We start from the raw sequence: 14,500 nt of genomic DNA on the forward strand, positions 1-14,500 counted from the left end.
GGAACGGGCGGCATTATGGTCGCCCGACGCAGACCACTACAACTCGATACGCTCGACCTTGCCGACCAGCAGCACATAGGACAACGCACCGACCAAGGCGAGCACCGCGATGTAGGTGATCGCCGGCGCGAACGAATCGCCGCTGGCAAGGAAGCCAATCACGATCGGCGTGGCAATCGCCGACAGGTTGCCGATGAAGTTGAACACCCCCCCGGTCAGCCCGAGCAACCGTGCCGGCGCCAGCGTCGACACCAGCGACCAGGTGATCGAGGCCAGACCGTTGCCGAAAAATGCCAGCGCCAGAAAGGCAATCACCAGCGGCGTCGATTCAACGAAGTTGGCACCGATGATCGAGGTGGAAATCAGCAAACCGCCAATGATCGGCAGCTTGCGCGCGAAACCAACGGTGTAGCCGCGACGAATCAGCAAGTCGGAAAAGAACCCCGAACACAGCACGCCGACGAATGCGGCGAGAAACGGTAGCGACGCCAGCAGGCCGGACTTGATGAAGTCCATGCCGCGATATTTCACCAGATAGGTCGGGAACCACGTCAGGAAAAACCACAGCGTCGAGTTCAGGCAGAACTGGCCGAGGTAGATACCCCACAATTTGCGCTTGGTCAGGACGATGCCCAAATCGGTCCAGCTGAATTTGGCTTTGACCTTGGCGGACTCTTGCTGAATATCGACCAGACCACCGCCCTCGCGGATCAAGTCGATTTCGGCTTCGTTGGCGCCTTTGAAATCCCGCGGCTCACGATAAACCGCGTACCAGATTGCTGCCCAGATAATGCCGACGGCGCCGGTGGCGACGAACACCATGTGCCAGCCGAACTCATGTTGCAGCCAAGCGAGTACCGGAGTGAGAAATGCCAGGCCGACGAACTGCCCGGAGGTGTAGAAGCCGATGGCCGTGGCGCGCTCACGCTCGGGGAACCAGGTGGTGACCACACGGCTGTTGATCGGATACGCCGGCGCTTCCAGCGCACCGACCGCCATGCGCAATACAAACAACGCGATGAAACTCGCAGCAAAACCGAGCATCACCGTGGCAATCGACCACAACAGCAGCGCAACGCTGTAAAGAATGCGCGGCGGCACGCGATCGACCAGCCAGCCGCCGGGGATCTGCATGGCAGCGTAGGTCCAGCCGAATGCGGAAAAGATCAGACCGACGTGAATCGGGTCGATGCCCAGCTCACTGGTCAGCGCTGGCGCGGCAATCGACAGGTTGCTGCGGTCGAGGTAGTTGATGACCACGGTGATAAACAGCAACACCATGATGAAAAACCGCTTGCGGCTAGGCGTGACTAAAGACGCCTGCCCGGTGAGGGTTTGCGGTTGCATGGGGAGAGCCTCTTTTTATGTTTATTGAGGTCGGCCTGAGGCCTTGCACAAATCCCTGTAGGAGTGAGCCTGCTCGCGATAGCGTCTTGTCTGTCCCATCAATGCTGGATGACACACCGAATCGCGAGCAGGCTCACTCCTACATTTGAACTGAGTTGAATCAGGCAGTACTTACCACTCGGCAAAACTGCCATCGGCATGGCGCCAGATCGGGTTGCGCCAGCGGTGGCCAACGGCCGCACGCTCGATCACGTATTCCTCGTTGATCTCGATACCCAGGCCCGGGCCGTTGGGGATCTTCACGAAGCCTTTGTCGTAATCGAAGACGCGTGGATCCTTCACATAGTCGAGCAAGTCGTTGCTCTCGTTGTAATGGATGCCCAGGCTCTGCTCCTGGATAAACGCGTTGTAACAAACCGCGTCCAGTTGCAAACACGCCGCCAGCGCAATCGGCCCCAGCGGGCAGTGCAGCGCCAGTGCCACGTCGTAGGCCTCGGCCATGTTGGCGATCTTGCGGGTTTCGGTGATGCCGCCCGCGTGGGAGGCATCCGGCTGGATGATGTCGACGTAACCTTCGCTTAACACGCGTTTAAAGTCCCAACGCGAAAACAGCCGCTCACCGAGTGCAATCGGCGTGCTGGTCAACGGCGCCAGCTCTTTCAACGCTTCATAGTTTTCGCTGAGCACCGGCTCTTCGATAAACATCAGTTTGTACGGATCGAGTTCCTTCATCAGCACCTTGGCCATCGGCTTGTGCACGCGGCCATGGAAGTCGACACCGATGCCGACGTTGGGCCCGACCGCATCACGCACGGCGGCGACGTTGGCCAGCGCCAGATCGACTTTTTCGAAGGTATCGAGGAACTGCAGCTCTTCGGTGCCGTTCATTTTCACCGCAGTAAAACCACGGCTCACCGCCTCTTTCGCCGCACGCGCGGTGTCCGCTGGACGGTCGCCGCCAATCCATGAATACACGCGAATCTTGTCACGCACCTGGCCACCGAGCAGATCGCTGACCGACACCCCGAGGGCCTTGCCCTTGATGTCCCACAACGCCTGATCGATACCCGCCAGCGCGCTCATGTGAATCGCGCCGCCACGGTAGAAACCGCCGCGATAGAGCACGGTCCAGATGTCTTCGATATTGCGTGGGTCTTTGCCGATCAGGTAGTCGGACAATTCTTCAACGGCAGCCGCGACGGTATGCGCGCGCCCTTCAACCACGGGTTCGCCCCAACCGGTCACGCCTTCATCGGTTTCGACCTTTAGGAAGCACCAACGCGGCGGGACGATAAAGGTGGTGAGTTTGGTGATTTTCATCTTTTTGTCTCTCTTGTAGATGCAGCGCACACAGCGCCAAAAAGTCTTAGCGAAGGGCCTTCCACGCAGCCACGTAGGCCTTGGCGTTCAGCGCCACTTGCTCCGGCGTCATGCCCGGTTTGAACAGGCCGGAACCGAGACCGAAACCTTTCACGCCAGCGTCGATAAACGCCTGCATGTTGTCCGGCGTGATGCCGCCGACCGGCGCCAGCACCGTCCCGGACGGCAACACCGCGAGCCAGGCTTTGACGACCGCCGGGCCCATCTGCTCGGCCGGGAACAGCTTGAGAATGTCCGCGCCCTCCTCCAGCGCCGCGAACGCTTCTGTCGGCGTCGCAACACCCGGCGACAGAAACAGCCCCGCCGCTTTTGCCGCGCGCAAGACCTTGGCATCGCTGTGCGGCATGACGATCACTTGGCCGCCGGCCTCTTTCACCAACTCGACCTGCTCCGGCGTCAGCACCGTGCCCGCACCGATCAGGCAATCGGCGGGCAATGTCTTGCGCAGGATGCGGATACTTTCGTACGGCGAAGGGGAATTGAGCGGTACTTCGATGACGCGAAATCCGGCCGCATACAGGACTTCTCCGACAGCGGCGGCTTCCTGCGGATGCAGGCCCCGCAGGATCGCGATCAGACCGTTTTGCGCCAGTGCTTGCTTGAGCATGTCAGGCCTCCAGTCAGGGTTAACGGGATGAGGAATCAATCAGTCCGGCGGCCAGCGCCAGTTGCCACAAACCACGCTCGGTGGCCTGCTCGGCCAGCGTCACGTTGGCGAAACCACAGGCATCGAGCGCGCGGCCGTAGCGCGCACAGAGTTGTGCATTGCCAATGAGGATGATCGAAGGGAGATTCGGCTTGTCGCGGCGACGCCGCTGAACCGTGGCGAGTGCCGCCAGTTCATGGCCGATCATCAGGCCGGACAGATAATCCGCCTGCGCGGTCGGGCTGAGTTCGCCGGTCAGGCCCAGCGTGCGGGCACTGAACAAGGTCGACAGCACGCCGAGTTCGCCGTCCGCCGATTGCGCGATCTGCACACCACGGTCAAACGCCTGAGCATCGAACGTCACGCTGTGTTGTTGGGTTCGGCCAAGAATGCTGTGCTCGCTGAGCACGGCGAACACTTCGCCGGTCATGAACGTATCGAAATGGGTGATGCGGCCATCGACAACATCGACCCATTTCGAGTGACTGCCCGGCAGACCGATCAACAGATCGGCACCTGCCTCAATCGGCAGATTCTGCAGCACGCCGAGCACTTGGGTTTCTTCGCCACGCATCACATTCGGCAGACGCGAACGCTGGATCACGCCCGGCACGATATGCACGACCGTGCCGCGCAGGCTGACAACTGTTTGTAGGGATTTTCCGAGATTGGCGACGTTCGCCGGCGTCTCGCAGTAGGCCGCTTCACGCCAGCCCTGCGCACTGCCGACCATGCCGCAGGCAATCACCGGCAGATCCGGCTGCGCCTCGAGCCAGTCGCCGCAGGCCTCATCGAAGGCCAATTCAAAACCGTCGGCACATTCGCGACCGTTGATGACTCGCGGCGTCTTGGGCAGTTGCATGATCCCGGACGACAGCGCGCGCTGCTCCAGCACCACGCCGCCCGCCGCGAGTTTGTAAGCACGTAATGAGGTCGTCCCCCAGTCGAGCGCGATCAATTGCGCCAGCATCGCTTCACCTGTTTTGTTTTTGGCAGTGAGTGCGACGGACTATAGACCTCTCAGGCGCTAAATCTCAATATGTAATTTTGCATCCCATATTATGGGACGCTATCAATCCATTTTGTCCAACGCTGAACGACATCCAGATTATTGTTGATCAGGATCCTCACTGTTTCGTACTCGCTGGATCCCACCTCATGCGTGTGGCCCTTGTCGTCAGTTATTCCAGGCTCCCGGCGTCCGTCAGCGCGAATAATGGTGTACGCCGCGAAGGGAGCCGGGTTTTCCTCTGAACCTGAAACAACCTTCAGCTTCGTGTTGTTCGGTGCAAACGAAGCCAACATGCCGGCATAGGGCACGTCGCTACAGAGTCCGAGGCTGTCAATCTGGTCATATCCCAGCGCCAGGTCATAGCGCCAGCGCACGATGCACACTGAGGCAAAAGGCAACAACGACCTTGGTTGGTCGGGCTGTTTGAGCGAAATACGCGCGGGTGCCACGCGAGGATTTTCTATTGCGGCAATGAACCGCGACGTGGGCATGTACATGACTTTCGAGTAATACGCCACGAACGGGAACGCGGTTATTACCACCTTGCACGGAATGTATTCCTGCGGTTTGAGGATCTGCACCAACTCAACCGGTCGGATGTGGTTACGGCCGTCATTGACGGCGTGATTCTCGACACTGATATTCGCGAACATCTCGTAGCGACGATCGCCTTCGATCAAGCGCATGCCGCTGACGATTCCCGAGGCTTCCAGGACGATTTCATGTTCGATGGAAAAATCCGGATCGCCATTCAACGAGCAATGGATCCAGGTACCAATCTGCCCCCGTCGCCCATGATCCTCATACAGGTCAATCAGGTTTCGGTCTGAGGTGAAACGCAGGTCGTAAGAGGAAGATATCTCGTGATTGATCGAGACAAATTCAAGCCTGGCGGGTGGGACATTGAGGTGCAGGCAAGATGAACACAATAAAAAAACGGTAATCAATAAAACCTTGTAGATTTTTCGATTCATTAGCGGTGTTCCTCCTGAATCACACACGGTTGCAACTGTTGAAATGAATATTCAAGATCACCCGCCCAATATAAAGCTTGACCCCGGAACAATAATTCGGCTTATCTATCCAAAGCACAAAACAACTGACCCATCACTCCAAGCCATCGAGTTCCTTTAAAAAATCTTCGGAAGGAATACGCATAAATTCGGAAAAGTAGGTTTTATATTTTGTCGTATGCACTCTGAATGTACACACAACGAAATCATTCGCCATTAAAGCTCCGCGCAACCCATTACCATCAAGAATACGCTCCTTACCCTGCACTTCTCCGGTCTCTTTAAAAATAACTCTGGCGATATATTTTCCTTTCGACGGGTTTTCACTCACCTCAACGATACCGTTGCCGTAGAGCTTCTGATAATGACCTATAGAAAAATCCAGATCAGCGCCCAAGGTGCAAACCAGTTCCTCGCCAATTTTAGACTGGAACAACCCCAACAAATCGGTATGACTTGAAAAACCGATGAAGAACGAACTTCCGCTCGAGCTAAGTGAAACCGCTCTGTAATCAAGAGCGGCAATTGGCCTGCCATGATTCGAGGAACATGAGCAACAAAGCAATAGGGCAAGCGCCAACAAAAATCTATTCAAAGTCTATTTCTCCCTTAGATAGCCAAGTATAGAGTCTGCCAACAGCTGACGAGCGGACTTACCCCCATCCAGTTTTTTATCGAACATTACATCCGCATCTGCGTGATTGACATCAACTCGGCCACTGACATCAGGACCTGAAGTTATTTCCCATTGCTCACCAAAGTCCGCGACAGTATCAGATATGTCTCGATTCTTGATTTTATCCGCACGGATATTTACCCAGAACTCAGCCTTTGGCTCAGGTTTTCGCCTGTAAATGGTTGAAATACCATATACGATCTTTCCCTGCCCCACGGGATCTATCGTTATCAGCATTTTGATCTTGTAACCCTTATCGGTCAAAACACTGGAGAGGTGTGCGCCGTTCCAACCGCCCAAACTGTGTCCTATGATATAAACAGGCGTGGATTTATCAGGAACTTCAACCAATACATTTTTGACCAGGTCCTCATCGGTCAGGAATTTATTATAAGCCAGTGCTTTCATGTCGCACTTCGACAAATAGCATAGCGCTGCAGCATCAGCCTCTACTTTAGTTCGAACATGACTCACGTTCCAGTTCGGCCCACTGAGGTAGTAACTTTCCTGATCTCCCGCACCACCGACAAACAAAATGAAGACTTTCTTCATGCTGATCGCAATGATTTTTGCGCACTTATCTTCTGGCTTGGTTAATTCAACGCTCCCCGCGTCTCTTTTAGCCAAAGGTTCCAGGCTTGCCGCATTCTCTCCTGCCATATCAGTCACTCAACAAATAATTTAATAGTTTCAGGTAAATGCGAGCTGACGGTATGCGTAAATCCCGACGCATCGGTAACGCCGTTTTCTTCACTGCCGTTACCGCGCTGAATCGTATAGGGGTGATAAGGCACAGGCTCTCCAGTTGCCTCATTCACTACTTGCAACCTGTCTGTAAAATGCACCGGCATCGGCAACAGCCCGCTAACCGCCGCCCCGCCGCCGCTCTGGCCAATAATTACCGTCCCCGAACCACCGACCACGACATTGCCGTGACCTCCAGTGCTATCGAGCGTGGCGGCATTCAGGCCGTTGATGAAAACCGTGCCGGAAACGGCCCCGGTAATCGGACTGCCGCACGCCGATTTATCGGTCATGCGCGCGGCGGCGAGGCCGTCGAAGAACACGTCGGGCGAGCCGGAAGCAATCGGGTTGGTGCCATGGCCTGGCAATGGGCAAGCGGTCGGGTCGGTGACGCGTGCAGCGGGTTTACCACTCAATTCAAAGCTCCTTGCTTCAGAGGTTCCGGTTGCGGCTGATGAATATCGATGTCGGTCGCGGCGAAGCGCCAGCGGTTGTCGACGGGGTCGAACAGGGCGTGGCAATGCTCACGGCTGTCGGGTGATGCGGCAGTTTGCAGGTGCCGCCAGGCTTCGTCGGTTTGCCAGGCCAGTTCGGCCGGCGAGGCGTCGTCGAGTTCGTTGAGCCAGGCGTTGTAGTGGCGCAGCTGATTACGCTCGTAAGTCGATTGCAGCAGTTCAGCCATTTGTGCGCCGAGGTCGAGATGATGCTGGGCCGTCCACTGGCCGATCTCGGAATAGACGTACCAGCCCATCGGCATCAACCCGCCGTCCTTGAGCAGCGAATGCCCGGCAGGGGCGACGAAACCACAGCAAATGTGCAGCATCAGCCAACCTTGATGGGCGTCGATAAACGCCGTCGGATCGAAGGTGCGCAGCGGTATCACGCGGTACTCGGCGAGCCCGGCGCTGCGGGTCATCAACTCGGCATCAAGGCGTGACACGAACGCGCGGATGGCTTCGCCGCCCGTACGATTGACGGTGCAGAGAATGTCTACCGATTGACGTTGGAGGTTGTCGGTCGAGCCTGAATTTTTCACCAGGCCATACAGACGCATTGACGCCCGTAGTCCGCTCATCGCTGGTCACTCGTTGACGCAGCGAAGACTCCACGGGCGTGGAGAAATTGTGCCAGAGGCATTGCAGGTATCGTCCGTGAGCGCGCAAAAATGGCGCGTAGAATGCCGGACTAGAGCGTTGGCGACAATCGAATTAGCAGCGCAATGCCATCATTGTGATCAGCCCTCAGCAAACTCACGCAGGACTTTGCCGTCCATGCGGTAACGCACCCATTCTTCCTGCGGTTGCGCGCCGAGGGACTTGTAGAAATCGATGGCCGGCGTGTTCCAGTCCAGCACGCTCCATTCGAAGCGGCCGCAGTCGTTGTCGCAGGCGATTTTCGCCAGGTGACGCAACAGGGTTTTGCCGGCACCGCCGCCGCGTTGTTCGGGGGTGATGTAGAGGTCTTCGAGGTAAAGGCAATTGCTGCCGAGCCATGTCGAATAGCTGAAGAAGAACACCGCGAAACCGATCGGCAGCCCATCGCGCAGACAGATCAGGCCGTGGGCGGTGGCGCCTTCGCCGAACAGGCTGCGCTCGATGTCGGCAACGCTGGCGATGACTTCGTGGCGGGCCTTTTCGAAATCGGCGAGTTCAGTGATGAAGGCGAGGATTTGCGGAGCATCGCTGGGGGTCGCCGGGCGGATTTCGATCGTCATGGACGGGCCTTGTCGGAAAAGGAAAACGCCATACTAAGGCCACGAATAGCGCTCGTCACATGGCAAAACAGAGGATACCCTCCCGCGATGCTTCAAACGCCGCCACTCCATGTGGGAGCGAGCTTGCTCGCGAATACATTCTGTCATTAAACAATGCAGGTGACTGTAAGGACGCCTTCGCGAGCAAGCTCGCTCCCACAGGGACTTCGACAATCTGAAAGGATGCTTATGAACCTTGAGTTTTTTACACCCGTGGCGGCACTGGCAGCAGAGTTACTGCCGCACGCCCTGGAGCCGTCCGACGACGGTGCTCACGACCTCGCCCACCTGCAACGGGTCTGGCACAACGTGCGTACGCTGCATGAAGAAGAAGGCGGTGATCTTGAGGTGTTGTTGGCCGCCGTGCTCTTGCACGATTGCGTGGCCGTCGAAAAAAACTCGCCACTGCGCGCTCAGGCTTCGCGGTTAGCGGCGGACAAAGCTTCGTCAGTGCTGGCCGATCTGAACTGGTCCGAAGAAAAAATCTCCGCCGTCGCCCACGCCATCGAAGCCCACAGTTTCTCCGCCAACATCACCCCGCTCACCCTCGAAGCGAAAATCGTCCAGGACGCCGATCGGCTCGACTCACTCGGCATGCTTGGCGTCGCCCGCACTTTCTACATCGCCGGGCGCATGGGTTCGGCGCTGTACGACCCGCAGGATCCCGAGGCGAAAGCGCGCGATTACGATGACACGCGTTTTTGCCTCGATCATTTCCAGACCAAACTGCTGCATCTCGCTGACGGTTTCCGAACCACCGCCGGCCAGCGTCTGGCGCAGGTCCGTCATCAACGTCTGAAGGGTTTCATGGAGCAATTCAAGGAAGAGATCGGCATCGTTTGACGCGTTACTCCGGCGTGCGCTGAACCTGACTTCGCCAACCTCAGACCTAACCCGCGTGGCGGGCGTGTTAAACAGATGACGCTGAATTTTCCGCTCAAGGAACCGCGTCATGTCGCCAGCAACACCCAAGGTCTCAGGCAAGTTGTTCGGCCTGTTCTGCCTCGCCAGTTATCTGCTGTCGCTTTCGTACGGCTCGACGTTTTTATTGTCGCTGTTGATCAGTTCTCGCGGCGGCAATGAGCACGATGCCGGCAGTGTGATTTCGGCGGCGATGCTCAGTACGTTTGTGGCGGTGCTGGTGTCCGGGCATCTGTCGGACTGGCTCGGGGCGGCGCGCTCGATTGCAGTGTTCGGGTTGTTGCTGGTCGCGGCGAGTCTGGGCTTTGCGATGACGCCGGGGGTCGGCCATCTGCTGCTGTTTTTCGGTTTGCTACTGGGTTTGGGCTGGGGCGTTTTCTATACCTTGGGGCCGATCATCGTCGCCAGTCTGGTGACTCCGGCGCAGCGGGCGAAATATTTCGCCTTGCTGTCCGGCAGCATGATGACCGGCATTGGCAGCGGCCCGTTGCTCGGGCGTGCGGCGAGTGCACTGGGCCTGTCGCTGACCTCGGCGTTCTATCTGGCAGCGTTGGCGAGTCTGATCGGTGTGCTGCTGTTCTGGCGGCTCGGGGCTCGTTTGAAAAGCACACAAGCCGCTTCAGCGGCGAGAATCACCTGGCAAGCGACCACTCAAGTGCTCGGTTCGCGAGCGCTGTTTCCGATCATCATGGTCGGCCTCGGCGGTTGCGTATTTGGCGGTCTGTCGAGTTTCCAGACCAGTTACGCCGCCGCGCGATCGCTGGATTATTCGCTGTTCTTTCTGGGGTTCATGAGTGCGGCAATCAGCAGCCGCATGCTGATCGCCGGCTATGTGGTCAAGCGTGATCCGCTGCGCGCTTCTTGCCTGTTGTCGGGGCTGATGCTCGGCTCGATCGTGCTGTTCGCCTTCAGCGTAAACAGTGGATTCACCTATTTGCTGGCGGCGTTGATACTCGGCGTCGGGTATGGGCTGACGTATTCGTTGATCAACGGGCTTGCGGCTAACGAAGCGCCGACCGGCACCACTTCACAGGCGTTGCTGCTGTTCAGCCTCTCGTATTTTATCGGCGTGTTCGGCTTTCCGTTGCTGGCCGGGAAAATCATCGTTGAGCAGGGCATGACGGCATTGCTGCTCACAGTATTGGCCGTGGCACTTGCGAACTGGCTGATCACCGTCGGTCGCCTGCTCTGGCGTCGACTCAACCTAAAACCGGCGACGGCGACGCAGACCGTTCGTCGTTCATCAGGCACCAATCCAATCAGAGCGCAGACCAACGACAGGTAAGGATTCCAATCACTGGAGAAGCCCTATGATCCCGTCAAGGTTGACCGCTTTTATATTCAGCGCCCTGCTCTGCCCTACGGTTTTCGCCGCATCCGCCACCGCAGCGGGCACCGGCCCTACCGATCCGACCCCACCACGCGCCCCCGCCATCAACAGTGCTCCCGGTATGAACACCGATGGCTCGGGCGTACCTTTGATCAATCAGCCTCCTGCGACGGGGACCGATCCGCGCACTCAGGGCAGTGACCCGGGTCGTCAGGGCGGCATGAACACCCCCGATGCCCCCGCCACGCCTGACAATGCGGGCCCCGGCGTTGGCTCAAAAACCACCACCGGTGGCTCCGGTTCCGAAGGCTCCGGTCAGTAGTTCGCCGACGCGAGCGTCCTATTCAATCCAATGAAGAGGTAACCATGAACGTCGATAAAAACCTGGAAAAAGAAGTCCTCACCCGCCTGCTGCACGCCCATCCGAGTGGACTGGGCAAGGAGGTGCTGGACAATTACCGGGGCGAGAAGGTCGTGGCCAGCGCCCTCGCCGCTTTGCAGGATCGTGGACTGATTCACCACGGGCATGTGACCTGCAACGAGGCGGGCGAACATTCGTTGAACCTGCCGATCAAGCTCAGTGCGGCTGGCGTTGAGGCGGCGCGCAAGCTGGATTTACAGTAGTGAAGAAACCGCTCGCTGCTGATGCGGCGAGCGGTCGAACCTGCACACAAGAGGAGAAGTCCCATGCCTCGTGGAAGCAAAGACAAATACAGCGCTGAACAGAAGCGCATAGCCGAGCACATCGAAGACAGCTACGAGAAAAAAGGCCTGTCAAAGGATGCGGCTGAGGCGCGCGCCTGGGCGACGGTCAACAAGCAATCGGGCGGCGGCGAAAAGGCTGGCGGTTCGGGACGCAAGAAACCGCCGAGTGCCAAGTCTGAAGATCGCAAGGAGTCATCGCGGCGTGCGGCGGCCAGTCGTGAAGGGCATTCGCGTAACAGCAAGGCGTCGAAGGATACGCAGACAGTCGATAGCTTGATGAAAGAGGCTCGAGCGAAGCAGATTCCCGGACGATCATCGATGCGTAAGCAGGAGCTGATTGAGGCGTTGCGCAAGGCCAGCTGACTTTGAGTGAGATTGACAGCCCCTTCGCGAGCAGGCTCGCTCCAACACTGGATCGATGTCGTTCACACATCCCCTGTGGGAGCAAGCTTGCTCGCGAAAGCGGTAGATCAGACGCCGCCGGAATCAATGATAAACGCATCCACCTCTGCCGCTCCCGGCGAAGTCGCCGGCCCCCAGCGTGTCACTGCAATAGCCGCTGCCGCATTCGCCCGTCGCGCGGCTTCATGCGCCGTCAAACCCTGCGCCAGTCCCGCGACAAAGACGCCGGCATGGGCATCGCCAGCGCCATTGCTGTCCACCGCTTTCACGGCAAACCCCGGCACATGCCGACGCTCGTCACCTTGATGAATCCAGCATCCTTGCGGCCCGTCACGCACAACCACCAGCACGTCGTTGGGCAGATGCTCAGCCAGCCGATCCAGCGCCACCGCAATCTCTTCAGCCCCGGTAAAGCGCAGCGCTTCAACACTGTTGCTGGTCCACACATTAATGCGCGGCAACAGCGCCTGCATCAGCGGCGAGTCAGGCGATTCCACCAACGGGCCCGGATCGAACACCACGTTGATCGACTCCGGTAACGCCAATGTCCAGTCGAGCAACGCCTGCGCTTTGCCTTCGTGCAACAGGCTGTAGCCACTGAGATAAACGTAATCGCCCGCCTCGACCGCAACGCTGTTCAGATCCTCCGCCGTCACCTCACCTTCAGCGCCGATGTAGGAAATGAAACTGCGCTCGGCCGACGCATCGGTCAGCGCCACACACAACCCGGTGTCGCGCTGCGCAGGCTGGCGAATGCCGATGTGAATCCCCTCGGCATTCATCGCCTCACGCGCCAGATCACCGAAACGCCCAGTGCCATGGCGGCCGAGATAAACCACCGGCAAGCCATTGCGCACGGCCGCCGCCATCACGTTGAAACCGCCGCCCGCTTCGAAACCCGCCGACTGCGCCAGCACGTCGCCGCCAACCTGCGGCAGCTTATCCACGGCCATGACCAGGTCGATGATGACTTGGCCGGTGTGCAACATCTTAGGCATGAGCATTCTCGGTTTGCGCGGCGCGGCGGTCTTTCGCCCCGCCGAGGACAAAGTAAATGCCACCAGCCACCACGAAGGTCACGATCCAGCCGAGGCCGTTGTGGCCCAGCCACGAGTCGGACAAAAAGCCTTTGAACCAGACGTTTTCAGCGGTAGTGCCGATGGTGGTGAAACTGAAGCCAAGGACGATGGCAATCGCCCACGCGCCAAACGCGCGCCACTCGATACCGCCGTGATACCAGTAGGCACTGCTCGAGCTGACGTCGAGCAGGTCTTTCGGGCTGTAGTAATGACGATGAATCAGGTCAACGACGAAGATCCCGACCCACGCGGTGATCGGCACCGCCAGCAGGGAAATGAAGGTGATGAACGGGCCGTAGAAACTGTCGGCGATCAGCATGAAGTAGATCGAGCCGGCGAAGATCGCGACGATATCCACTACCACGGCGTAGACGCGTTTGACCTTCAGGCCGAGGGTCAGCGTGGTCAGGCCGGCGGAGTACACCGACAGGTTGTTCGACAGCAACAAGCCACCGAACGCCGTGATCAGGTACGGCACGGCCATCCACGTTGGGAGCATGTCGCGGATTGCAACAATCGGGTCAGTCGCCGAAGCAAGGTCGTTGTTGCCCACCGACAGCAAGCCGCCGAGGGTGATCAGCAGCACCAGCGGAATGCCCGCGCCGAACGCAGCGGACGCGACCAGTCGCACAGCCTTGACGCTGCGATGCTGATAGCGCGACATGTCGGCGCCAGCGTTGGCCCAGCCGATCCCGGTGCCGGCAGCCATGGTGCCGATACCGATGATCATCGCGCTGATCGGTGCTGGCGTAGCGTTGAACACCGCGCTCCAGTCGATGGTCGCGCAGAGGAAACCACCGACGAGAATGTTCAGCGCGCCGAACACGTAGGTCGCCCACTTCTGGATCACCAGCAGCGTTGCGTGGCCGAGGCCGGACACCGACAAGGTCAGCAGAACGAAGATCGCGATGAAGATCAACGTCAGTATCGGCGCACTTTTCGCTTCCACTGGCGAGCCGAACAGGATCGAGCACAGCGACAGCAATACGAATGCAGCGGTGGTGGTGTTGACCGTTTCCCAACCCAGACGCGACATCAATGAGACCAGCGTCGGGCCGATATTGCCGCGCACGCCGAAGATCGCCCGCGACAAGGTCAGGCTCGGCGCGCGGCCACGCCGACCGGCAATCGAGATGATCCCGACCACCGCAAATGAACCGGCCGCGCCGATGATTGCGACGATGATCGCCTGCCAGATCGCCAGCCCGCGAAACGCCACCAGCGTGGCGCCCAGCGGCAGACCGAGGATGGAAATATTGGCCGCGAACCAGACCCAGAACAGTTGCAGCGGGTGGCCGTTGCACTCGGCTTCCGGCACCGGTTCGATGCCGCGGGTTTCCAGTTGCCCGGCGCTCTGCCCGGCGTTTGATGAACTCATGAAGGTGCTCCTGTTTGCCTTTTTTGTGGTTGTGGCAATGATGCAAAACGACAAGACATCGCGGCCGTCCTCGGCCTGTCTGCGCGATCCATTGCGGGTTAAAAAATCGAAATT

Annotated in this window: 17 protein-coding genes; 5 read left to right on the forward strand and 12 right to left on the reverse strand. The window is 58.5% G+C overall.

All coding sequences use genetic code 11. From position 1 onward, the window contains the following. Positions 1–36 precede the first annotated feature (36 nt). The 10 genes from H8F23_RS08805 to H8F23_RS08850 form a co-directional block, all read right to left on the reverse strand. The gene (locus H8F23_RS08805) at positions 37–1,347 is read right to left on the reverse strand and encodes an MFS transporter (RefSeq protein ID WP_194934059.1); all 1,311 of its coding nucleotides are present in this window, start codon (positions 1,345–1,347) and stop codon (positions 37–39) included. Between the two features lie 171 nt (positions 1,348–1,518). After that, the gene (gene dgoD, locus H8F23_RS08810) at positions 1,519–2,667 is read right to left on the reverse strand and encodes a galactonate dehydratase (protein ID WP_008085519.1); all 1,149 of its coding nucleotides are present in this window, start codon (positions 2,665–2,667) and stop codon (positions 1,519–1,521) included. A 46-nt stretch (positions 2,668–2,713) separates the two neighbouring features. Beyond that, on the reverse strand, positions 2,714–3,334 hold the full coding sequence (locus tag H8F23_RS08815) for a 2-dehydro-3-deoxy-6-phosphogalactonate aldolase (protein ID WP_123453190.1): 621 nt from the start codon (positions 3,332–3,334) through the stop codon (positions 2,714–2,716). A gap of 19 nt (positions 3,335–3,353) precedes the next feature. Next, the gene (locus H8F23_RS08820; RefSeq protein WP_194934060.1) at positions 3,354–4,343 is read right to left on the reverse strand and encodes a 2-dehydro-3-deoxygalactonokinase; all 990 of its coding nucleotides are present in this window, start codon (positions 4,341–4,343) and stop codon (positions 3,354–3,356) included. 89 nt (positions 4,344–4,432) lie between these two features. Further along, complete coding sequence (locus H8F23_RS08825; RefSeq protein WP_194934061.1) at positions 4,433–5,359, reverse strand: hypothetical protein; 927 nt, start codon at positions 5,357–5,359, stop codon at positions 4,433–4,435. A 133-nt stretch (positions 5,360–5,492) separates the two neighbouring features. Then, positions 5,493–5,993, reverse strand: a complete 501-nt coding sequence (locus H8F23_RS08830) for a hypothetical protein (protein WP_194934062.1) — start codon at positions 5,991–5,993, stop codon at positions 5,493–5,495. Positions 5,994–5,996: 3 nt separating this feature from the next. After that, positions 5,997–6,734 carry an alpha/beta hydrolase gene (locus H8F23_RS08835; RefSeq protein ID WP_194934063.1) on the reverse strand — a complete coding sequence of 246 codons (738 nt, stop codon included), beginning with the start codon at positions 6,732–6,734 and terminating at the stop codon, positions 5,997–5,999. 5 nt (positions 6,735–6,739) lie between these two features. Next, positions 6,740–7,234, reverse strand: coding sequence for a PAAR domain-containing protein (locus H8F23_RS08840; protein WP_194934064.1), 495 nt, complete (start codon positions 7,232–7,234; stop codon positions 6,740–6,742). After that, positions 7,231–7,893: a hypothetical protein gene (locus tag H8F23_RS08845; RefSeq protein WP_194934065.1), complete on the reverse strand. Its 663-nt coding sequence runs from the start codon at positions 7,891–7,893 to the stop codon at positions 7,231–7,233. Before H8F23_RS08845 ends, H8F23_RS08840 begins: the two co-directional genes overlap by 4 nt. A 159-nt stretch (positions 7,894–8,052) precedes the next feature. After that, a complete protein-coding gene (locus H8F23_RS08850) occupies positions 8,053–8,532 on the reverse strand; it encodes a GNAT family N-acetyltransferase (RefSeq protein WP_053122551.1) in 480 nt (159 codons plus the stop codon). A gap of 228 nt (positions 8,533–8,760) precedes the next feature. Here H8F23_RS08850 and H8F23_RS08855 point away from each other — a divergent pair, with 228 nt between their 5' ends. From H8F23_RS08855 to H8F23_RS08875, 5 genes are all read left to right on the forward strand, one after another. Then, positions 8,761–9,414, forward strand: coding sequence for an HD domain-containing protein (locus tag H8F23_RS08855; RefSeq protein ID WP_194934066.1), 654 nt, complete (start codon positions 8,761–8,763; stop codon positions 9,412–9,414). Between the two features lie 109 nt (positions 9,415–9,523). Continuing rightward, positions 9,524–10,777 carry an MFS transporter gene (locus tag H8F23_RS08860; RefSeq protein WP_194934067.1) on the forward strand — a complete coding sequence of 418 codons (1,254 nt, stop codon included), beginning with the start codon at positions 9,524–9,526 and terminating at the stop codon, positions 10,775–10,777. 25 nt (positions 10,778–10,802) lie between these two features. Further along, complete coding sequence (locus H8F23_RS08865; RefSeq protein ID WP_194934068.1) at positions 10,803–11,144, forward strand: hypothetical protein; 342 nt, start codon at positions 10,803–10,805, stop codon at positions 11,142–11,144. Between the two features lie 44 nt (positions 11,145–11,188). Further along, positions 11,189–11,446 carry a hypothetical protein gene (locus H8F23_RS08870; protein ID WP_016986009.1) on the forward strand — a complete coding sequence of 86 codons (258 nt, stop codon included), beginning with the start codon at positions 11,189–11,191 and terminating at the stop codon, positions 11,444–11,446. Positions 11,447–11,509: 63 nt separating this feature from the next. Then, entirely contained in the window at positions 11,510–11,890 is a 381-nt protein-coding gene (locus H8F23_RS08875) for a Rho termination factor N-terminal domain-containing protein (RefSeq protein WP_194934069.1), read from the forward strand. 107 nt (positions 11,891–11,997) lie between these two features. On the opposite strand, the gene H8F23_RS08880 is transcribed toward H8F23_RS08875, so the two are convergent. Further along, positions 11,998–12,927 (reverse strand): PfkB family carbohydrate kinase, encoded by a 930-nt coding sequence (locus H8F23_RS08880; RefSeq protein ID WP_194934070.1) that lies wholly within the window; start codon positions 12,925–12,927, stop codon positions 11,998–12,000. Then, positions 12,920–14,386 carry a purine-cytosine permease family protein gene (locus tag H8F23_RS08885; RefSeq protein WP_194934071.1) on the reverse strand — a complete coding sequence of 489 codons (1,467 nt, stop codon included), beginning with the start codon at positions 14,384–14,386 and terminating at the stop codon, positions 12,920–12,922. Before H8F23_RS08885 ends, H8F23_RS08880 begins: the two co-directional genes overlap by 8 nt. Positions 14,387–14,500 lie beyond the last annotated feature (114 nt).

Origin of the sequence: Pseudomonas neuropathica, from assembly GCF_015461835.1 — a bacterium.
Lineage (GTDB): Bacteria > Pseudomonadota > Gammaproteobacteria > Pseudomonadales > Pseudomonadaceae > Aquipseudomonas > Aquipseudomonas neuropathica.